The 20,645-nt window shown below is 69.3% G+C and carries 16 protein-coding genes and 1 pseudogene; 16 read left to right on the forward strand and 1 reads right to left on the reverse strand.

The features are described from left to right. Positions 1-420: 420 nt before the first annotated feature. The 16 genes and pseudogenes from mraZ (at position 421) to ftsZ (ending at position 19,529) form a co-directional block, all read left to right on the forward strand. Complete coding sequence (gene mraZ, locus CJ014_RS00175) at positions 421-888, forward strand: division/cell wall cluster transcriptional repressor MraZ (protein WP_100078504.1); 468 nt, start codon at positions 421-423, stop codon at positions 886-888. Then, positions 885-1,904 (forward strand): 16S rRNA (cytosine(1402)-N(4))-methyltransferase RsmH, encoded by a 1,020-nt coding sequence (rsmH, locus tag CJ014_RS00180; RefSeq protein WP_100078505.1) that lies wholly within the window; start codon positions 885-887, stop codon positions 1,902-1,904. Before mraZ ends, rsmH begins: the two co-directional genes overlap by 4 nt. Continuing rightward, positions 1,901-2,278 (forward strand): cell division protein FtsL, encoded by a 378-nt coding sequence (ftsL, locus tag CJ014_RS00185; RefSeq protein WP_100078506.1) that lies wholly within the window; start codon positions 1,901-1,903, stop codon positions 2,276-2,278. The genes rsmH and ftsL overlap by 4 nt, the downstream gene beginning before the upstream one ends. Before the next feature lie 98 nt (positions 2,279-2,376). Next, positions 2,377-4,005, forward strand: coding sequence for a peptidoglycan D,D-transpeptidase FtsI family protein (locus tag CJ014_RS00190; RefSeq protein WP_245426926.1), 1,629 nt, complete (start codon positions 2,377-2,379; stop codon positions 4,003-4,005). Between the two features lie 119 nt (positions 4,006-4,124). Then, positions 4,125-5,549, forward strand: a pseudogene (locus CJ014_RS28075) (UDP-N-acetylmuramoyl-L-alanyl-D-glutamate--2,6-diaminopimelate ligase); the annotation flags it as partial. Between the two features lie 21 nt (positions 5,550-5,570). After that, positions 5,571-6,998 (forward strand): UDP-N-acetylmuramoylalanyl-D-glutamyl-2,6-diaminopimelate--D-alanyl-D-alanine ligase, encoded by a 1,428-nt coding sequence (locus CJ014_RS28080; RefSeq protein WP_425351891.1) that lies wholly within the window; start codon positions 5,571-5,573, stop codon positions 6,996-6,998. A 239-nt stretch (positions 6,999-7,237) separates the two neighbouring features. Further along, the gene (gene mraY / locus CJ014_RS00200) at positions 7,238-8,341 is read left to right on the forward strand and encodes a phospho-N-acetylmuramoyl-pentapeptide-transferase (protein ID WP_100078508.1); all 1,104 of its coding nucleotides are present in this window, start codon (positions 7,238-7,240) and stop codon (positions 8,339-8,341) included. A gap of 13 nt (positions 8,342-8,354) precedes the next feature. Continuing rightward, positions 8,355-9,764 carry a UDP-N-acetylmuramoyl-L-alanine--D-glutamate ligase gene (murD, locus tag CJ014_RS00205; protein WP_100078509.1) on the forward strand — a complete coding sequence of 470 codons (1,410 nt, stop codon included), beginning with the start codon at positions 8,355-8,357 and terminating at the stop codon, positions 9,762-9,764. Further along, positions 9,764-10,921 carry an FtsW/RodA/SpoVE family cell cycle protein gene (locus CJ014_RS00210; protein ID WP_100078510.1) on the forward strand — a complete coding sequence of 386 codons (1,158 nt, stop codon included), beginning with the start codon at positions 9,764-9,766 and terminating at the stop codon, positions 10,919-10,921. The genes murD and CJ014_RS00210 overlap by 1 nt, the downstream gene beginning before the upstream one ends. Positions 10,922-10,924: 3 nt before the next feature. Beyond that, positions 10,925-12,052 (forward strand): undecaprenyldiphospho-muramoylpentapeptide beta-N-acetylglucosaminyltransferase, encoded by a 1,128-nt coding sequence (gene murG, locus CJ014_RS00215; RefSeq protein WP_100078511.1) that lies wholly within the window; start codon positions 10,925-10,927, stop codon positions 12,050-12,052. Continuing rightward, a complete protein-coding gene (gene murC / locus CJ014_RS00220; protein ID WP_100078512.1) occupies positions 12,049-13,461 on the forward strand; it encodes a UDP-N-acetylmuramate--L-alanine ligase in 1,413 nt (470 codons plus the stop codon). The genes murG and murC overlap by 4 nt, the downstream gene beginning before the upstream one ends. After that, complete coding sequence (gene murB / locus CJ014_RS00225; protein ID WP_425351878.1) at positions 13,458-14,405, forward strand: UDP-N-acetylmuramate dehydrogenase; 948 nt, start codon at positions 13,458-13,460, stop codon at positions 14,403-14,405. The genes murC and murB overlap by 4 nt, the downstream gene beginning before the upstream one ends. A 36-nt stretch (positions 14,406-14,441) precedes the next feature. Next, positions 14,442-15,365 carry a D-alanine--D-alanine ligase gene (locus CJ014_RS00230; protein WP_100078513.1) on the forward strand — a complete coding sequence of 308 codons (924 nt, stop codon included), beginning with the start codon at positions 14,442-14,444 and terminating at the stop codon, positions 15,363-15,365. A gap of 8 nt (positions 15,366-15,373) precedes the next feature. Next, on the forward strand, positions 15,374-16,270 hold the full coding sequence (locus CJ014_RS00235; RefSeq protein WP_207765631.1) for a cell division protein FtsQ/DivIB: 897 nt from the start codon (positions 15,374-15,376) through the stop codon (positions 16,268-16,270). Positions 16,271-16,299: 29 nt separating this feature from the next. Then, positions 16,300-17,583 carry a cell division protein FtsA gene (gene ftsA / locus CJ014_RS00240; RefSeq protein ID WP_245427078.1) on the forward strand — a complete coding sequence of 428 codons (1,284 nt, stop codon included), beginning with the start codon at positions 16,300-16,302 and terminating at the stop codon, positions 17,581-17,583. A gap of 128 nt (positions 17,584-17,711) precedes the next feature. Continuing rightward, a complete protein-coding gene (ftsZ, locus tag CJ014_RS00245) occupies positions 17,712-19,529 on the forward strand; it encodes a cell division protein FtsZ (RefSeq protein WP_100078515.1) in 1,818 nt (605 codons plus the stop codon). A gap of 69 nt (positions 19,530-19,598) precedes the next feature. Here the strand turns inward: ftsZ and CJ014_RS00250 are convergent, their stop codons facing one another. Continuing rightward, positions 19,599-20,549 (reverse strand): ABC transporter substrate-binding protein, encoded by a 951-nt coding sequence (locus tag CJ014_RS00250; protein ID WP_100078516.1) that lies wholly within the window; start codon positions 20,547-20,549, stop codon positions 19,599-19,601. Positions 20,550-20,645: the final 96 nt, after the last annotated feature.

Below are 20,645 nucleotides of genomic sequence, written 5' to 3' on the forward strand. Positions count from 1 at the left end.
GGCTTTTTTCAGTGCTGATTTTGTCCGGATATTGCCGATTGCCGGCCGGGAAGCGCCCCGGCGCGGCCGATTCCGCTTGGTGAACGACTTGTTAAGCCTAACGCCTCATAAATGTGGAGAGCTGTCATCAGGCAGTACGTACCGCTTGGCTTTCGTTGACGCCCCACATGATCCCATGCTATCCCAAATCATCCCGGCAAGCTGGTGATCCGAGCCCGACGTCTCGCGGATTTCGAGGGTCAGGCGGACATTCGAGGCCGGGCTCCGCCGTGACGGGCTCTTGCAGAATGCAACGACCGTCCCGGCCGCCGGTTGTGTCCGCGTCATGCGAGCCGCCAGGTCGGATTGCTTCTGAAGAAGCGGTTCTCCGGCCAACAAAACGGGAAATCAGGCACCGCTCGCGGCGGGTTGCGGGGATCGATGAACGGCTTCGTATCGCGCGTCACCAACAGGATCGATCGGAAGGGGCGGGTGTCCATCCCGGCGCCGTTCCGTCAGGTTCTGTCGCGCGACGGCTTCGAAGGTCTCTACTGCTATCCGTCGATCGACATGGAGGCGGTGGACTGCGGCGGCAACCAGCTCTTGGCCGAGATCGAGCGCAACCTCGCCCGCTACGCGCCGTTCTCCGAGGATCACGATCTGTTGTCGACCGCCTTCTACGGCTCCTCGGATCGCCTGACTATCGACAGCGAGGGCCGGATCGGCCTGACGCCGGCGCTTCTCGAGATCACCGGCATCACCACCGAGGTCACCTTCGTCGGCCAGGGCTACAAGTTCCAGATCTGGGAGCCGTCGCGCTTTGCCGCCTACGAGCTGACGGCGCGCGAGCGGGCGCGGGCGCTGCGGCGCGCGCCGAAGCCGGCCCAGAAGCCGGAGGACGGCGCATGACCGCTGTCGAGCCCGGCGCCGCGCCGCATATTCCCGTGCTGATGGCCGAAGTACTTTCGGCGCTGGCGCCGCTCGACGGCGCGGTAGCGATCGACGGCACCTTCGGGGCCGGCGGCTACAGCCGCGCCATGCTGGCCGCCGGCGCCGGCCGCGTCATCGCCATCGACCGCGACCCCACGGCGATCGAGGCGGGCGCCGCCCTGGTCGAGGCGAGCGCCGGCCGGCTGACGCTCCTGCCCGGCACCTTCTCCGAGCTCGATCGCCTCGCCGCCGAGGCCGGCGCGGCGCCGGTCGACGCCGTGGTGCTCGACATTGGCGTTTCGTCCATGCAGCTCGACCGGGCCGAGCGCGGCTTTTCCTTCCGCGCCGACGGCCCGCTCGACATGCGGATGAGCCTTGCCGGACCGACGGCGGCCGACGTGGTCAACACGCTGCCGGTCAAGGAGCTCGCCCGCCTGTTCTGGATCTACGGCGAGGAGAAGCAGTCGATGCGCATCGCCCGGGCGATCGCGGCGCGGCGCGAAAGCCAGCCGTTCAGCCGCACGGCGGAGCTGGTGTCGGCCATCGAAAGCGTGCTGGGCGGCAAGCGTTTCGGCGAGATGCACCCGGCGACGCGCGCCTTCCAGGCGATCCGCATCCACGTCAACGGCGAACTCGATGAGCTGTCGGATGCGCTGGCCGCCGCCGAGCGCGTGCTGAAGCCGGGCGGCCGGCTCGCCGTCGTCACCTTCCATTCGCTGGAGGACCGCATCGTCAAGCGCTTTTTCGCCGACCGTTCGCGTGAGCGGGCCGGCGGATCGCGCCACCGGCCGGAGGCGGCGGTGCCGCCCGCCACGTTCTCTCTTTCGGGCCGTCTCGAAGGCCGGCAGCCGGTCGAGGCCGGCGAGGCGGAGCTTGCCGTCAATCCGCGCGCCCGCTCGGCCAAGCTCAGGTTCGGCATCCGCACCGAGGCGCCGGCCCGGCCGCTCGACCGCGCCGCGCTCGGCGTTCCCAGCCTTTCGGGGGAGAGGCCATGACCCGCTATATCAACGCCCTCCTGGTGTTCCTGATGGTGCTGTCCGCCGCCGCCGTCTACGACATGAAATACGAGGCGGAGATCGCCGCCGAGAACATCAGCAAGAAGCAGGCGGAAATCGCCCAGGCGCGCGAGGACATCTCGCTGCTCAAGGCGGAATGGGCGCTGTTGACGCGGCCGGCCCGCATGCAGGACCTGCTGGCGCGCCACCAGGACATCCTGAACCTGACGCCGATGTCCTCCGATCACATCGGCACGCTCGCCGACATTCCCGAGAAGCCGGTGATGCCGACGGCCGGCGCGCCGGCCGAGCGGTCGGCCGACGGCTCGGCGGTGCTGCCCCACATTCAAGACGACACGAGACGGGTGCAATGAATTTCTGGTTTGGTCCGTTCCGAAAGTCCGCCGAGCCGACGGCCGCCGCCGCCGGCCGGGATTTCCGTGCCCCGGCACGGCGCGGCGCGGGCGATACCATGCGCGGTCGGCTCATCCTCGCCTCGGCCTGCTTCGTCCTGGTCTACGGCGCCATCATCGGCCGCCTCGTTCAGATGGGCGTCAGCCTGCCGCAGGAATCGGTGACACTCGGCAACGCCCAGGCGGCGGTGTCGGCCGCCCGCCCCGACATCCTCGACCGCAACGGCGAGATCCTCGCCACCGACATCAAGTTCGCCTCGCTCTACGCCGAGCCGCGCCGCGTCGTCGATCCGGACGAGGCGACCGAGCAGCTCGCCACCGTGTTCCCCGACCTCGGCACCGACGCGGTGCGCCAGCGTCTCGCCTCCAAGCAGGGCTTTCTCTGGCTGAAGCGCGAGATCACCCCGGCCCAGCAGGCGGCGGTGCACGCCCTCGGCATTCCCGGCATCGGCTTCCTGACCGAGAACAAGCGCTTCTATCCGTCGGGCCGCACGGTCGCCTTCGTCACCGGCCACGTCAACATCGACAACCAGGGCATCGCCGGCATCGAGAAATACATCGACGACCAGTGGCTCGGCGACCTGCAGAAGGCGGGCATGGCCTCGAGCAACCTCGAGCCGATCCGCCTGTCCATCGACCTGCGCGTGCAGCAGGTGCTGCACGACGAGATCACGGCGGCGATGCAGCGCTACACGGCCAAGTCGTCGGCGGCGATCGTGATGAACGTCAAGACCGGCGAAGTCGTCGGCATGACGTCGGCGCCCGACTACAACCCGATGAACCCGGCCGAGGCGCTCGACCCCAACAACATGAACCGCGCCTCGGCGGCGGTCTACGAGATGGGCTCGACCTTCAAGATCTTCGCCACCTCGATGGCGCTCGATTCGGGCAAGGTGAAGCTGACCGACAGCTTCGACGCCACCCAGGGCCTGACCATCGGCGGCTTCACCATCCACGACTTCCACGGCAAGCACCGCGTGCTGAGCGTGCCGGAGATCTTCATCTACTCGTCCAACGTCGGCACCGGCCGCGAGGCGCTGAAGGTCGGCTCCGAGGGCCAGCAGGAATTCCTGAAGCGCATGGGCCTGATGGACAGGGTGCCGACCGAGCTGCCGGAGATCGCCCGGCCGATCCTGCCCAAGCGCTGGTCGGACCTCGTCACCGTCACCGTGTCGTTCGGCCACGGCATCTCGGTGTCGCCGCTGGCCACCGCCATGGCGGCGAGCGCGGTGATGAACGGCGGCATCCTGATCCCGCCGACCTTCTTCCCGCGCAGCGAGGAGGAGGCGCGGCTGATCGGCAAGCGGGTGCTGAAGCAGTCGACCTCCGAGCAGATGCGCTACCTGATGCGCCTCAACGTGCTGGCGCCCGGCGGCTCGGGCAAGTCGGCCGACATCCCCGGCTACCGCATCGGCGGCAAGACCGGCACCGCCGAGAAGGTGGAAAACGGCCGCTATTCCAACAACAAGCGCTTCAACGCCTTCGTCGCCACCTTCCCGATCGACGACCCGCAATATCTGGTGCTGGTGGTGCTCGACGAGCCCAACCCCGAGCGGCCCGGCCTGCCGGCCACCGCGGGCATGAACGCCGGCCCGACGGCCGGCAACATCATCGGCCGCATCGCGCCGATGCTCAACGTCGAGCCGCGTTTCGACGACGTCGACGTGCCGCTGATGGCCGCCTACTGACGGCGCCGCCCCTCGCGGCAGGGGCGCGCAGGGCGGTGTGGAAAGAGTGAGTTGTCCTCATTTCGATCGCAAATCGAGGACAGTGTGCGGCGTCTTGCGATCAACTTATGGACCGACAGATGAAGCTCGCCGAACTCGCGCCCGACATCCTCACGCTCGATCCGGCCCTGCGCCGGATATCGATCACCGGCGTCACCGCCGATAGCCGCGAGGTGGTCCCCGGCTCGCTGTTCGTGGCCTTGCCCGGCACCCGCGCCAGGGGCGTCGACTTCATTCCGCAAGCCATCGAGAAGGGCGCGGCGGTGGTGCTCGCCGACACCGAGGACGAGCTGCCGGGCGGCCTCAGCGTGCCGGTGCTGCGCGACAACGATCCCGCCCGCCGCTTCGCCCGCATGCTCGCCCGCTTCTACGGCCCGCAGCCGAAGACCGTGGTGGCGGTGACCGGCACCAACGGCAAGACCTCGGTCGCCGCCTTCGTCCGTCAGATCTGGCTCGCCGCCGGCTACCAGGCGGCGTCGATCGGCACGGTCGGCGTGACGACCAGGGCCGGCAACGCCTACGGCAACATGACGACGCCCGACGCGGTGACGCTGCACCGCACGCTGCACGATCTCGCCGCCGACGGCGTCGACCACGTGGCGATGGAAGCCTCCTCACACGGCCTGATCCAGCGCCGGCTCGACGGCGTCGAGGTGGCGGCCGGCGCCTTCACCAACCTCTCGCGCGACCATCTCGACTATCACGGCACGATGGAAGCCTACATGGCCGCCAAGATGCGGCTGTTCGACACCATCCTGCATCCCGGCTCCCCCGCCGTCGTCAACCTCGACGACGCCTACGGCGAGGCCTTCGCCTCGGCGGCGCGGATTTCCGGCCTCGATCTCCAGAGGGTCGGCGCCGCCGGCAGCCGCATCCGCATCCTCGACGTCGCCCGCGACGGCTGGGCGCAGGTCGCCACCGTCGACATCGGCGACGGGCCGCGGCCGGTGCGCATCCCGCTGGTCGGCGCCTTCCAGGTGTCGAACGCGCTGGTCGCCGCCGCCTTGGCCGCCGCGCCCGGCGAGGTGTCGCTGTCCGACGCGCTCGACGCGCTCGACGGCATCAAGGGCGCCAAGGGCCGGCTGGAGCTCGTCGGCTACGCGCCGTCGGAAGCGCCGGTGTTCGTCGATTTCGCCCACACGCCGGCCGCCCTCGAGGTGGCGCTGCAGTCGCTGCGTCCGTTCACCACCGGCCGCCTCGTCGTCGCCTTCGGCGCCGGCGGCGACCGCGACAAGGGCAAGCGGCCGCAGATGGGCGAGGTCTGCGCCCGCCTCGCCGACGTCGCCATCGTCACCGACGACAACCCGCGCACCGAGGACGCGGCGACCATCCGCGCCGAAGTGCTGGCCGGCTGTCCCGGCGGCGTCGAGATCGGCGACCGGACGACGGCGGTGCGCGAGGGCGTCGCCATGCTCGGCCCGGACGACGTTTTCCTGATCGCCGGCAAGGGCCACGAGACCGGCCAGATCATCGGCCGCGAGACGGTGCATTATTCCGACCACGAGGCGGTGCTGGCGGCGCCCGGCGTGACGCCGGCCGACCGGTCGCTGTGGCTCGCCGACGATTTCGTCAAGGCGATGGGCGGCCGCGCCGAGGGCGCGGTGCCGCCGGTCGACAGCATTTCCATCGACAGCCGCACCGTCGAGCGCGGCGGCGCCTTCTTCGCCATCGCCGGCGACCGCTTCGACGGCCACGATTTCGTCGTGGCGGCGTTCGACAAGGGCGCGGCGGTGGCCGTGGTGTCGGAGGCCAAGCGCGCCGCGCTGCCGGAGGGCGCCGGCCCGCTGGTGGTGGTGGAGGACGTGTTGGCCGGCCTCGGCCGGCTCGGCATCCGGGCGCGCGAGCGGACGGCGGCCAGGGTGATCGCCGTCACCGGCTCGGTCGGCAAGACCTCGACCAAGGAGGCGCTGCGCGAGGCGCTGGCGCCGTCGGGCGCCGTGCATGCCTCCTCCGCCTCCTTCAACAATCACTGGGGCGTGCCGCTGACGCTCGCCCGCATGCCGGCCGGCAGCCGCTACGGCGTGTTCGAGATCGGCATGAACCACGCCGGCGAGATCACGCCGCTCGCCCGGATGGTGCGGCCGCACGTCGCCATCGTCACCACGGTGGCGCCGGTGCATCTCGAGCATTTCCCGTCGGTCAAGGCGATCGCCGAGGCCAAGGCGGAGATCTTCGCCGGGCTGGAGCCGGGCGGCACCGCCATCCTCAACCGCGACAGCGAGTTCGCCCCCCTGCTGGCCGAGCGGGCCCGCGCGCAGGGCGCCAGGGTGGTGTTCTTCGGCGAGCATGCCGACGCCGACGCCCGGCTCGTCAAGTGCTCGCTGCACGAGGACTGCACCACCGTCACCGCCGACATCCTCGGCGACAGCCTCACCTACAAGCTCGGGGCGCCGGGCCGGCACATCGCCCAGAACTCGCTCGCCGTGCTGGCGGCGGTGAAGATCGTCGGCGGCGACCTGCTGCGGGCAACGCTGGCGCTGCAGGGCCACCAGCAGCCGAAGGGCCGCGGCAGGCGCCACGTGCTGCCGGTGTTCGGCGGCACGGCGCGGCTGATCGACGAGAGCTACAACGCCAACCCCACCTCGATGCGGGCGGCGATCGCCCTGCTCGGGGCGGCGTCGGTGGAAGGGCAGGGCCGGCGCGTCGCCGTGCTGGGCGACATGCTGGAGCTCGGCCCCGAGGCGGCCAAACTGCACGCCGGGCTGATCGAGCCGCTGGCGGCGGCCAGGGTCGACACGGTGTTCTGCGCCGGGCCGCTGATGCACAACCTCTGGCAGGAGCTGCCGCGCGGCATGCGCGGCGCCTACGCCGAGACGTCGAGAGCGCTGACCGACACGCTGCTCGACGACGTCAGGGCCGGCGACGTGCTGATGATCAAGGGCTCGCTCGGCAGCGCCATGGGACCGCTGGTGGACGCGCTGATCGCCCGTTTCGGCAGCGAGGCGAATGGCTGAGCCGTCATGTCCGGCGCGGGTAGGCAACGCGGGACGGAGGGACTAATACGGGGCCGCGTTGCCGGCCAAGAGGGCGAACACGCCCCGGCGGCGGCGCTTGATGGGATCTCCGGCCAATTGCCTGGCAGGGCCGGAGGGGGATTTCCGAATATCCGCGGCGCAGGGGCGGATATCCGGAAACAGGACATGCGAGCTCCGGCCCGGTCGGCCGGATTCCGCATCATGGAGAGCGTGGGAAAATGCTGGTCTATCTGGCCGATTTGGCGGGGCAGTTGTCGGTCCTGAATGTCTTTCGCTACATCACCTTCCGCACGGGCGGGGCGGTGATCACGGCGCTTCTGTTCGTCTTCCTGTTCGGGCCGACCATCATTTCCTCGCTGCGCATCCGCCAGGGCAAGGGCCAGCCGATCCGCGACGACGGCCCGCAGAGCCACCTCGCCAAGAAGGGCACGCCGACCATGGGCGGCCTGATGATCCTCTCCGGCATCCTGGTGGCGACGCTGCTCTGGGCCGACCTCAAGAGCCCCTACGTGTGGACCGTGCTCTTGGTCACCGTCGCCTTCGGCACCATCGGCTTCTACGACGACTATCTCAAGGTGACCAAGCAGTCGCACAAGGGGCTGTCCGGCCGCGCCCGGCTGATGCTGGAGGCGGTGATCGCCATGCTGGCCTGCCTGGTCATCATGTCGGCCGGCCAGGCGGCCGCCGTGCCCAGCGAGGAGCATCTCGCCACGTCCCTGACCTTCCCCTTCGTCAAAGACCTGATGATCAACCTCTGGTACTTCTACGTGCCGTTCGGCGCCTTCGTCATCGTGTCGGCCGGCAACGCGGTCAACCTGACCGACGGCCTCGACGGCCTCGCCATCGTGCCGGTGATGATCGCCGCGTCGAGCTTCGCGCTGATCTCCTACCTCGCCGGCAACTACGTGTTCTCGGGCTACCTGCAGATCCATTTCGTGGTCGGCACCGGCGAGCTCGCCGTCATCTGCGGCGCGGTGATCGGCGCCGGCCTCGGCTTCCTGTGGTTCAACGCGCCGCCGGCCGCCATCTTCATGGGCGACACCGGTTCCTTGGCGCTCGGCGGCCTGATCGGCACGGTGGCGGTGGCGGTCAAGCACGAGATCGTGCTGGCCATCGTCGGCGGCCTGTTCGTGCTGGAGGCGGTGTCGGTGATCATCCAGGTCGGCTCCTACAAGCTCACCGGCAAGCGCGTCTTCAAGATGGCGCCCATCCATCATCATTTCGAGCAGCTCGGCTGGACCGAATCGCAGGTGGTGATCCGCTTCTGGATCATCGCCGTCGTGCTGGCGCTGATCGGTCTGTCGTCCCTCAAGCTGCGCTGACGGAGGCCCGGCGATGATCCCCATCACCTCGATGAAAGGCAAGCGCGTCGCGGTGTTCGGCCTCGGCGGCTCCGGCCTTGTCACCGCGGAAGCGCTGGTGGCCGGCGGCGCGGAAGTCATCGCCTGGGACGACAACGAGAGCGCCCGCGCCGCCGCCGAGGCGCGCGAGATTCCCATCACCGACTGGCGGGGCACCGAGTTCGGCGCCTATTCAGCGCTGGTGCTGGCGCCCGGCGTGCCGCTCACCCACCCCGAGCCGCACTGGTCGGTGAAGATCGCCCGCGAGGCCGGCGTCGAGGTGATCGGCGACATCTGCCTGTTCGCCCGCGAGCGCAGGTTCCGGGCGCCGACGGCGCCGTTCGTCGCCGTCACCGGCACCAACGGCAAGTCGACGACGACGGCGCTGATCCACCACATCCTGAAGTCGGCCGGCAAGGACGTCGAGATCGGCGGCAACTTCGGGCCGGCGGTGCTCGGCCTCGATGACCTCGCGTCCGACCGCTTCTACGTCATCGAGTGCTCGTCGTTCCAGATCGATCTCGCGCCCGGCATCGACCCCACGGTCGGCATCCAGCTCAACCTCACCGAGGACCACATCGACCGCCACGGCTCGATCGAGGGCTACGCGGCGGTGAAGGAGAAGCTGGTGGACGGCGCCAAGGTGGCGGTGGTCGGCACCGACGACGCCTTCAGCGCCGCCATGGCATCGCGGCGGGAATCCAAGGGCCTCGAGACGCTGCGCGTCTCGACGCGCGGCGCGGTGGCGCGCGGCGTCTGGGCGGTGTCCGGCCGCATCATCGAGCCGATGGGCCTTGCCCAGACGGTGGTCTACGACCTACACGGCCATCCGATCCTGAAGGGCGTCCACAACGCCCAGAACGTGGCGGCGGCGGTGGCGGCGACGCGGCGGCTCGGCCTCGGGCTCGACGAGGTCCGCAAGGGCATCGAGACCTTCCCCGGCCTTGCCCACCGCATGGAGCCGGTCGGCCGCGCCGGCCCGGTGATCCTGGTCAACGACAGCAAGGCGACCAACGCCGACGCGGCGGCCAAGGCGCTTTCGAGCTACGACACCATCTACTGGATCGCCGGCGGCAAGCCGAAGAGCGGCGGCATCGCCCCGCTGGCCGGCTTCTTCCCGAAGATCGCCAAGGCCTACCTGATCGGCGTCGCCGCCGAGGAGTTCGCCGCCACCATCGGCGGCGCGGCGCCGCACGCCATCGTCGAGACGCTCGACCGCGCCGTCCCGGAGGCGCTGACCGACGCGCTGGCGGCCACCGAGGAAAATGGCGGCGAGGCGGTGGTGCTGCTGTCGCCGGCCTGCGCTTCCTACGACCAGTTCAAGAACTTCGAGGTGCGCGGCGATCATTTCCGCGAACTCGTGCTGACCGATCCCCGCGTCAAGCCGTTCCAGGAGAACGCCTGATGGTCTCGCGTGCCGAACGAAACCCGGTGGCCGACTGGTGGTTCACCGTCGACAAGCTGCTGCTGATCGCCTTCCTGGCGCTGATCTTCGGCGGCATCGTGCTGTCGCTGGCGGCCAGCCCCGCCGTCGCCGAGCGCATCGGCATCGCCGACAGCTATTATTTCGTCAAGCGCCAGGCGATCTTCGCCATCCCCGGCGTCATCACGCTGATCGGCGTCTCCTTCCTGTCGCCCAAGCAGATCCGGCGGATGGCGTTGGTCGGCTTCGTCGTCTGCGTCGGCCTGCTCATCCTGACGCTGCTGATCGGCCCGGAGGTGAAGGGCTCGCGCCGCTGGATCACCATCCTCGGCATGTCGGTGCAGCCGTCGGAATTCATGAAGCCGATGTTCGCGGTGCTGGTCGGCTTCCTGCTGGCCGAGGGCCAGAAGCGGCCCGACCTGCCGGGCCGCAGCTTCTCGATGCTGCTGCTCGGCATCGTGGCGGCGCTGTTCGTCGCTCAGCCCGACTTCGGCCAGACCATGCTGATCTGCCTGACCTGGGCGGGCCTGTTCTTCATCTCCGGCATGAGCTGGATGTGGATCCTGGCGTTCGCCGGCGCCGGCGCCGGCGGCATCCTCTCCGCCTACGCGCTGGTGCCGCACGTCCGCTCGCGCATCGAGCGCTTCATGAACCCCGAGGCCGGCGACACCTTCCAGGTGCAGACGGCGCAGGAAGCCTTCATCAACGGCGGCTGGTGGGGGCAGGGGCCGGGCGAGGGCACCTTCAAGCGCATCCTGCCCGACAGCCATACCGATTTCGTGTTCGCCGTGCTGGGCGAGGAATTCGGCCTCATCCTCTGCATGTTCCTGGCGCTGGTGTTCGCCTTCGTGGTGCTGCGCGGCATGAGCCACGCGCTGAAGGAGAACGACGGCTACGTGCGCCTCGCCGCCACCGGCCTGATCATGCAGTTCGGCCTGCAATCCTGCATCAACATGGCGGTGAACCTGCACCTGATGCCGGCCAAGGGCATGACGCTGCCGTTCATTTCCTACGGCGGCTCGTCGCTGGTGGCGGTGGCGCTGTCCATGGGCATGCTGTTGGCGCTGACCCGCAAGCGGCCCGACCAGACCCGCTTCGTGGCGCCGATCGAATTCTCGCCGCTGCCGAGCCGAGGCTGACCCATGACCCGCACCATCCTGATCGCCGCCGGCGGAACCGGCGGCCATCTCTTCCCGGCCGAATCGCTGGCCTACGCGCTGGCGCCGCGCGGTTTCGAGGTGCATCTCGCCACCGACCACCGCGCCAACACCTACGGCTCGGAGTTCCCGGCCAAAGAGATCCATATCATCGCCTCGGCCACCTTCGGCGACCGCTCGCCGCTCGGCCTGATGAAATCGGCAACGAACCTCGCATGCGGCGAGGCGCAGTCGCTGTCGCTGGTGCGCCGGCTCGATCCGGCGGTCACCGTCGGCTTCGGCGGCTATCCGACGCTGCCGCCGCTCGTCGCCGCCTGGCTGACCAGGCGTCCGACCATCGTCCACGAATCCAACGCGGTGATGGGGCGGGCCAACCGCTTCCTCGCTTCGCGCGTCACCGCCATCGCCACCACCTTCAGGGACACCGGCCTGATGGGCGCCGGCGCGGCGCGCACCGTGGTCACCGGCAATCCGGTGCGACCGAAGGTGCTGGCCGCCGTGGCGCCCTATCGGGAGCCGACAGCCGACGGCAAGATCGACCTCCTGGTATTCGGCGGCAGCCAGGGCGCCCGGGTGTTCGGCGAGCTCGTGCCGCGGACGATCGAAAAGCTGCCGGCCGAGGTGGCGGCGCGGCTGCGCCTGGTGCAGCAGGTGCGGCCGGAGGATATCGACCGCGTTGCCGCCATCTACGCCCGTCTCGGCATCGACCACGAGATCGCGCCGTTCTTCGCCGACCTGCCGGCCCGCATCGCCAATGCCCATCTCGTCATCTGCCGGTCGGGCGCCTCGTCGGTGGCCGAGCTGACCGTCATCGGCCGGCCGTCAATCCTGGTGCCGCTGCCGCACGCCCTCGACAACGACCAGAAAACCAACGCCCTCGGCCTCGAGAAGGCCGGCGGCGCCGTGATGGCCGAGCAGGCGTCGCTGACGTCGGACAGACTGGCCGACCTCATCGCCGGCTTGGTACGGGCGCCCGAGCGTCTTTCCGCCATGGCCGCCGCCGCCAAGAGCGAAGGCCGCCCCGACGCGGTGGAGCGCCTCGCCGATCTCGTCGCATTCATCGCCTCCGGCGGCAAGCCCGCCGATTTCGCTTCCAAGGAAATACGTCCATGAAAATGCCCCGCGACATCGGGCCGGTCCATTTCGTCGGCATCGGCGGCATCGGCATGAGCGGCATCGCCGAGGTGCTGGCCGATCTCGGCTACCGTGTGCAGGGCTCCGATCAGGCCGAGGGCGGCAACGTCGAGCGTCTCAGGGCCTCCGGCATTCCGGTGATGATCGGCCACAAGGCGGAAAACCTCGGCGCCGCCGAGGTGCTGGTGGTGTCGTCGGCCATCCGGCGCGACAATCCCGAGCTGGTGGCGGCCCGCGAGCGGCATCTGCCGATCGTCCGGCGCGCCGAGATGCTGGCCGAGCTGATGCGCTTCAAGCAGGCGATCGCCATCGGCGGCACCCACGGCAAGACGACCACCACCTCGCTGGTGGCGGCGCTGCTCGACGCCGGCGGCTTCGATCCCACCGTCATCAACGGCGGCATCATCAACGCCTACGGCACCAACGCCCGCATGGGCGCCGGCGACTGGATGGTGGTGGAGGCCGACGAGAGCGACGGCACCTTCGTGAAATTGCCGGCCGACATCGCCATCGTCACCAACATCGACCCCGAGCATCTCGACCATTACGGCACCTTCGACGCCGCCCGCGCCGCCTTCCGGCAGTTCATCGAGAACGTGCCCTTCTACGGCTTCGCGGTGATGTGCCTCGACCATCCGGAGGTGCAGGCGCTGGTGTCCAAGATCGAGGACCGGCGGATCATCACCTACGGGCAGAACCCGCAGGCCGACGCCCGCTTCACCGACCTCCGCATCGAGGGCGGCCATTCGCGCTTCTCGGTGGAGATCCGCGACCGGGTGAGCGGCGTCGAAACGGTCATCCCGGCGCTGGAGCTGCCGATGCCCGGCCGGCACAACGTTTCCAACGCCACGGCGGCGATCGCCGTCGCCCACCGGCTGGGCATTCCGGCCGAGGCGATCCGCAAGGGGCTCGGCGCCTTCGGCGGCGTCAAGCGCCGCTTCACCCGCACCGGCGACTTCAACGGCGTCACCATCTACGACGACTACGGCCACCATCCGGTGGAGATCATGGCGGTGCTCCGGGCGGCGCGCGAAGGCGCCACCGGCAAGGTGGTGGCGGTGATGCAGCCGCACCGCTACAGCCGCCTGCATTCGCTGTTCCCTGACTTCTGCAAGGCGTTCAACGACGCCGACACGGTGATCGTCGCCGACGTCTATCCGGCCGGCGAGCAGCCGATCGAGGGCGCCGACAAGGATCATCTGGTCTCCGGCATCAAGGCGGCCGGCCACCGCGACGCCCGCGCCCTCGAAGCGCCGGACAAGCTCGCCGGCGCCATCGCCGCCATCGTCAAGCCCGGCGACATGGTGGTCTGCCTCGGCGCCGGCAACATCACCCAGTGGGCCTATGCGCTGCCCGGCCAGCTCAAGGCGCTGGCGGAGGAGGCATGATGACTCTTCGCGCCCGCCTCGGCGACACCTCGCATATCCGTGGTCCGATCGAGGATAACCGGCCGCTCCGGGACCTCGTGTGGTTCAAGGTGGGCGGACCGGCGGAAATCCTGTTCCAGCCGGCCGACGAGGCCGATCTCCAGGCCTTCCTGAAGCTGGTGCCGGAAGATGTGCCGGTCACCGTCATCGGGCTCGGCTCCAACCTTCTGATCCGCGACGGCGGCATTTCCGGCGTGGTGATCCGCCTGTCGGTGCGCGGCTTCGGCGGCACCGAGGCGCTGTCGCCGACCCGCATCCGGGCCGGCGCCGCCATACCCGACAAGTTCCTCGCCGCCAAGGCGCTGGAGCTCGGCCTGTCGGGCTTCGCCTTCTATCACGGCATTCCCGGCGGCCTCGGCGGTGCGCTGACCATGAACGCCGGCGCCCATGGCTCGGAGACCGCCGAGCGGCTGGTCGAGGTGCGCGGCGTCACCCGCCAGGGCGAGATCGTCACGCTGCCGGTCGGCGCGCTCGGCTATTCCTATCGCCATTCGGCGCCGCCGCCCGGCTTCATCTTCACCTCGGCGGTGCTGGAAGGCGTTCCCGCCGACAAGGAGAGCATCGCCCAGGCGATGAAGGCGGTCGCCGAGCATCGCGAGGCGGCGCAGCCGATCAAGGCGCGCACCGGCGGCTCCACCTTCAAGAACCCGCCGGGGCATTCGGCCTGGAAGCTGATCGACGAGGCCGGCTGCCGCGGCCTCAGGATCGGCGACGCAGAGGTCAGCGAGATGCACTGCAATTTCCTGATCAACACCGGCGAGGCGACGGCGCACGACGTCGAACTCCTGGGCGAGACGGTGCGGGCGCGTGTCTTGGAGACCCACGGCATCCGCCTCGACTGGGAGATCAAGCGGCTCGGCGCCTTCGTGCCGGGCGCCGGGGTCGAGCCGTTTCTCGGAAAATAATTCGGGCGTTGGAGCGCCAGCAAGGGGACAGAGCTTATGGCCAAGCATGTGGCGGTACTGATGGGGGGATGGTCGTCGGAGCGGCCGGTCAGCCTCAATTCGGGCAAGGCCTGCGCCGACGCGCTGGAGGCGCGCGGCTACCGCGTCACCCGCGTCGACGTCGACCGTACCGTCGCCGCCGTGCTGGAGGAGCTGAGGCCCGACGTCTGCTTCAACGCGCTGCACGGCATCTACGGCGAGGACGGCACCGTCCAGGGCATCCTGGAGGTGATGGATATTCCCTATACCCATTCGGGCGTCCTGGCCTCGGCGCTGGCCATGAACAAGCCCAAGGCCAAGCACGTGATGCGGGCGGCGGGCATCCCGGTGGCCGAGCACAAGCTGGTCCACAGGCTCGAAGTGGTTAACGGCCACGTGCTCGAACCGCCTTACGTGGTCAAGCCGCCGGCCGAGGGATCGAGCTTCGGCGTGATCATCGTCGCGGCCGGCGCCGCCCATCCGCCGCAGGAACTCGGCCGCCCGGACTGGCGGTTCGGCGACACGGTGATGGTGGAAAAATACGTTCCGGGACGGGAACTTACCTGTGGCGTGATGGGGGACCGCGCCCTCGACGTCATCGAGGTCCTGCCGCAGGGCGAAGCCTTCTACGACTACGACGCAAAGTATAGGCCCGGTGGATCGAAGCACGTTCTGCCTGCCGATCTTTCACCGTTTATTTACCAAAATATTCAAACATTGGCCCTCGAAGCGCACCGCTCGCTCGGTTGCCGTGGCGTCAGCCGGGCTGATTTCCGCTTCGACGACAAGGGCGACGGGACCGGGCAGATCATCTGCCTCGAAGTGAATACGCAACCGGGAATGACGGCGACCTCGCTCGTGCCGGAGATGGCCGCCCATGCGGGCATCGGCTTCGGCGAGCTGGTCAGTTGGATGGTGGAGGACGCAAGTTGCAGGCGATGACGACAGGCATGGCGAAGCCGGCGCGGCGCAAGAGGTTCATCCTCTTCGGCCGTCGCGGTGTTTCGCGCCTGCGTCGCAAGCCCGTCTGGCGTCCGGCCGGCCTGCTCGCGGCACTGCCGCGCGGCGCCGGCGTCGCCATGTCCGTTGCCTATCTCCTCGCCTGGGGCGCCTACGGCATGGTGCTGTCGGGCCGCACCGTCGAGGTTCTGAACGATACCACCGCCGAGCTCGGCTTCCGCATTTCCGCCGTCCGCATCACCGGCCAGCGCGAGATCGACGAGGGCGACGTGCTCGACACGCTGTCGATCCATTCGGGCCAGTCGCTGTTCTTCTACGACGCGGCCGCCGCCCGCGAGCGCCTGCAAACCATTCCCTGGGTCGAGGACGTGTCGGTGATGAAGCTCTATCCGGGCACGCTCCGGGTGATCATCGAGGAGCGCGTTCCCGCCGCCCTGTGGCAGCCGTCGATCGACGCGCCGGTGGTGGTGGTCGACAGCGCCGGCAAGGTGATCACCGACCGGCTGGAGACCCGCTATGCCCGCCTGCCGCGCGTGGTCGGCGAAGGCGCCCAGCTCAAGGTCGCCGAGATCACCTCGCTGCTCGACGACGTGCCGGAATTGCAGAAGAAGGTGCGCGCCTCGATGCTGGTGTCCGACCGGCGCTGGGACCTGTTCCTCGACAACGGCGTGCAGGTGATGCTGCCGGAGGTCGATCCGCAGAAGGCGGTAACCGAACTGGAAAAGACCGACCGGGAGTCCGGCCTGCTCGACCGCGACATCACCGTCGTCGACCTGCGCCTCGCCGACCGGCTGGTGGTCCGCCTTTCCGACGACGCGCGCAAGGCCCGCGACGAGCTGGTGGCGGCGCGCAACAAGGCCCTCAAGAAGCGGGAGCAGGGCGCATGACGCACGCATCCGAAGCCCGCGTCCAGCGCATGCGGCCGCTGCCGCCCAAGCGGCCGGTCATCGTGTCGGTGCTCGACGTCGGCACCTCCAAGATCTGCTGCGTCATCGCCCGCTTGACGCCGCGGCCGATCGGCGACGTGCTGCCCGGCCGCACCCATCTCATCGAGGTGCTGGGCTTCGGCTACCAGCGCTCGCGCGGCATCAAGGCCGGCGCCGTGGTCGATCTCGACCAGGCCGAGAAGGCGATCCGCCTCGCCGTCGACGCGGCCGAGCGCATGGCCGGGCTGACCGTCGAGTCGCTGATCGTGTCGATCTCCTGCGGCCGGCTCGGCTCGGAAACCTTCTCGGTCAAGTACGACCTCTCCGGCTCGGAAGTGTCCGAGAACGACATCCAGCGGGTGCTGGAGATCGGCGCCTCCTACAAGGTCAAGGACGGCCGCACCATCGTCCACGCGCTGCCGATCGGCTACGCGCTCGACAACAACCGCGGCATCCGCGATCCGCGCGGCATGATCGGCTCGTCGCTGGCCGTCGACACGCACCTGGTGTCGGCCGACGCCGTGCCACTGCGCAACCTCGAGATCTCGGTCAATCGGGCGCATCTCGAAGTCGAGACCATGGTGGCGACGCCCTACGCCTCCGGCCTCTCCACGCTGGTCGACGACGAGACGCAGATGGGCGTCGCCTGCGTCGACATCGGCGGCGGCACCACCAAGATTTCCGTGTTCGCCGACGGCCAGTGCGTCCACGTCGACGCCTTCGGCCTCGGCGGCCATCACGTCACCATGGATCTGGCGCGGGCGCTGTCGGCGCGCCTCGTCGACGCCGAGCGCATCAAGACGCTCTACGGCTCGGTGATCGCCACCGACAGCGACGAGCGCGACATGGTCACCGTCGAGCCGGTGGGTGACGACGACGTCGCCCATCAGGTGACGCGCGCCCAGCTCGTCGAGATCATCCGGCCGCGCGTCGAGGAGACGCTGGAGGTGGTGCGCGACCGGCTGCACGCCTCGGGCTTCGCCGGCCGGGTGGGGCGCCGCGTCGTGCTGACCGGCGGCGCCAGCCAGCTCACCGGCCTGCCGGAGCTGGCCCGCAAGGTGCTCGGCCGCAACGTCCGGCTGGGACGGCCGGTCGGCGTCGCCGGGCTGCCGGAAGCGGCGCGCGGGGCGGCATTCGCCACGGCGGTGGGTCTGATGATCTACCCGCAGGTGGCCCAGATCGAACAGTTTTCCGGCCGCCGGAAGTCGATGGCACTGGTCGCCAACGGCGGTTTCGTCTCCCGCATGGGGGCGTGGTTCCGGGAGAGTTTCTGATCCGCGCCGGCAACGGAACGGGTCAGTGCGTAACAGGCGTAAAATAGCGTGCGGTTGCAGCGGCGGCCGCTGATCTGAGGACAGAAGGACGTATCGGCGAGAGCCGCTTGCAGAATAACGAGGCAACCATGACGATTAACCTAAAGATGCCCGACCTCACGGAGCTCAAGCCGAGGATCACCGTCTTCGGTGTGGGTGGCGCCGGCGGCAACGCCGTCAACAACATGATCCAGTCCGGCCTGCAGGGCGTCGAGTTCGTCGTGGCGAACACGGATGCCCAGGCCCTGGCCTCCTCGCGGGCCGAACGCATCATCCAGATGGGCGTCGCGGTCACCGAGGGTCTCGGCGCCGGCTCGCAGCCGGAAGTCGGCCGCGCCGCCGCCGAGGAAGTGATCGACGAGATCAACGACCACCTCGCCGGTAGCCACATGGTGTTCATCACCTGCGGCATGGGCGGCGGCACCGGCACCGGCGCGGCGCCTGTCATCGCCCGCGCCGCCCGCGAGCACGGCATCCTCACCGTCGGCGTCACCACCAAGCCCTTCCAGTTCGAGGGCGCCCGCCGCATGAAGATCGCCGACGCCGGCATCCAGGAATTGCAGTCGTCGGTCGACACGCTGATCTGCATCCCCAACCAGAACCTGTTCCGCATCGCCAACGAGCGGACGACCTTCGCCGACGCCTTCGCGATGGCCGACCAGGTGCTCTATTCGGGCGTCGCCTGCATCACCGACCTGATGGTCAAGGAAGGCCTGATCAACCTCGACTTCGCCGACGTCCGCTCGATCATGCGCGGCATGGGCAAGGCGATGATGGGCACCGGCGAGGCGTCCGGCGAGAAGCGCGCGCTGCAGGCGGCCGAGGCGGCGATCGCCAATCCGCTGCTCGACGAAGTGTCGATGCAGGGCGCGCAGGGCCTGCTCATCTCGATCACCGGCGGCAAGGACCTGACGCTGTTCGAGGTGGACGAGGCGGCGACCCGCATCCGCGAGGAAGTGGATTCGGAAGCCAACATCATCCTCGGCGCCACCTTCGACGACAGCATGGAAGGCATGATCCGCGTGTCGGTGGTGGCCACCGGCATCGAGCCGGACCTCGTCCGCCAGGAAGCGGTGGTTCGCAATTCCAGCGCCGACGCCGTCGGCCGCGCCGCGCCGACCCGGCCGGTGCAGGTGACCACCTCGACTGCCGCCGCCGTCGCGGCACAGGAGGTGCGGCAGCCTTTTAGCCAGCCGGCCGTGCGCCCGGCGGCGATCCGCGAGGCCGCCTCGGCCACGGCGATCGCCCCTGCGCCCGCGCCGGTTCCGAACTACACCGAGGCCGCCGCCGCTGCCGCGCAGGTTTCCGTCGAGGCCTTCGAAGCGGCGCTGGCGCTGCCCGAGGCCGACATCGAGCCCGAACCGGTGCGCACCGTGACGACGCCGCACGACCCGCGCGTGTCGATCGAGCCCTACGAGCCGGCGATGAACCACTACGACGCGCCCGCTCCGGCCGCCCAGCCGCAGCAGACGCGCGTCGCCGAGCCGGCGCCGGCCCAGCAGCCCTACGTGCCGCCGGTCGCCGAGCGTCCGTCGGGCGCCGTCCAGCGCAGCCGCGTGCCGTCGATCGACGAGTTCCCGCCGATCGCCCAGCGCCAGGCCGCCGCCTCGGTGCAGGTGCATCCGGAGGACCATGACGGCGAGCGCCGTCCGCTCGGCCTTCTCCGCCGTCTCGCCACCGTCGGCCTCGGCCGCCGCGAGGACGAGGCCCAGCCCGAGGCGCCGCGCGCCGCCGCCCCGCAGCCGGCGGTGCGTCCGTCGGCGGCGAGCGAGTTCGTCAAGCGTCCGGCCGCGCCGGTCCAGGGGGCCGCCGGCCGCCTCGATCAGCAGGGCCGCATGGCGCCGCAGCCGGCGCCGCGCGCCGCCGACGACGACATGGAGATCCCGGCCTTCCTGCGCCGCAAGTGATCCGGTCGCTTCCTTGAAAAAAGGCCCGCGAAGGCGACTTCGCGGGCCTGCTGCTTTTATGCACTATGCTCAGTCGTAGAGAACGGCGGAGATTTCCGGCGTGTCCATGTTGGACTTGTCGTAATAGTAGAAGCCGGTGTCGATGTTCTTGGGCACCGTTTCGCCCTTCACCGCGGCGACGGCCGCCTTGACGGTCTCGTAGCCGATGCCGATCGGATTCTGGGTGATCGCCCCGGCCATGATGCCGTCGCGGATCGCCTGCTTCTGGGCGGCGCCGGAATCGTAGCCGATGATCACGACGTCGGACCGCCCGGATTCCCGCACGCCGTTGACGACGCCGATCGCCGACCCCTCGTTGGCGCCGAAGATGCCCTTGAGATCGGGATTGGCCTGCAGGATCGACTTGGTGATTTCGGTCGACTGCAACTGGTCGCCGGCGCCGTACTGGATCGAGACGATCTCGATGTCCGGATAGGCTTCCTTGATGCGGTTGACGAAGCCGTCGCGCCGGTCGATGCCGGTGCGGGACGTCTGGTCGTGCACCACCAGCGCCACCTTGCCCTTGTTGCCGATCAGCCCGGCCATCTTGTCGGCGGCGAGCGCCGCGGCGGCGAGGTTGTCGGTCGAGGCGGTGGCCAGCGGGATGTCGCTGTCGACGCCGGAGTCGAAGGCGATCACCGGAATCTTGGCGTCCTGCGCCTGCTTGAGCAGTGGGATGGCGGCCTGGCTGTCGAGCGCGGCAAAGCCGAGGGCGGCCGGGTGCTTGGCGAGCGCCGCGGCGAGCATGTCGATCTGCTTGTCGACCATGGTCTCGTTGTCAGGCCCCTCGAAGGTGACGTTGACATTGAGCTCGGCCGCCGCCTTGTCGGCGCCGGCCTTGACCGCCTGCCAGAACTGGTGCTGGAAACCCTTGGAGATGAGCGGGATATACAATTTGTCCTGGGCCTGGGCGAAGCCCGCCGAGGCGGCAAGAAGAGCCGTGGCGCCGATGGCGCCGAGCACGCTGCGTCTGGTGAACATGTTCTTCCTCCTGGACTTTGTTCATGTGAACAGCCGAGCTTAGGTTCGGAGTATTCTGCTACTCTCTTGTCGTTGCGCCCCTCCTCGGGCGGATTG

Origin of the sequence: Pleomorphomonas carboxyditropha (assembly GCF_002770725.1) — a bacterium.
Classification (GTDB): Bacteria; Pseudomonadota; Alphaproteobacteria; order Rhizobiales; family Pleomorphomonadaceae; genus Pleomorphomonas; species Pleomorphomonas carboxyditropha.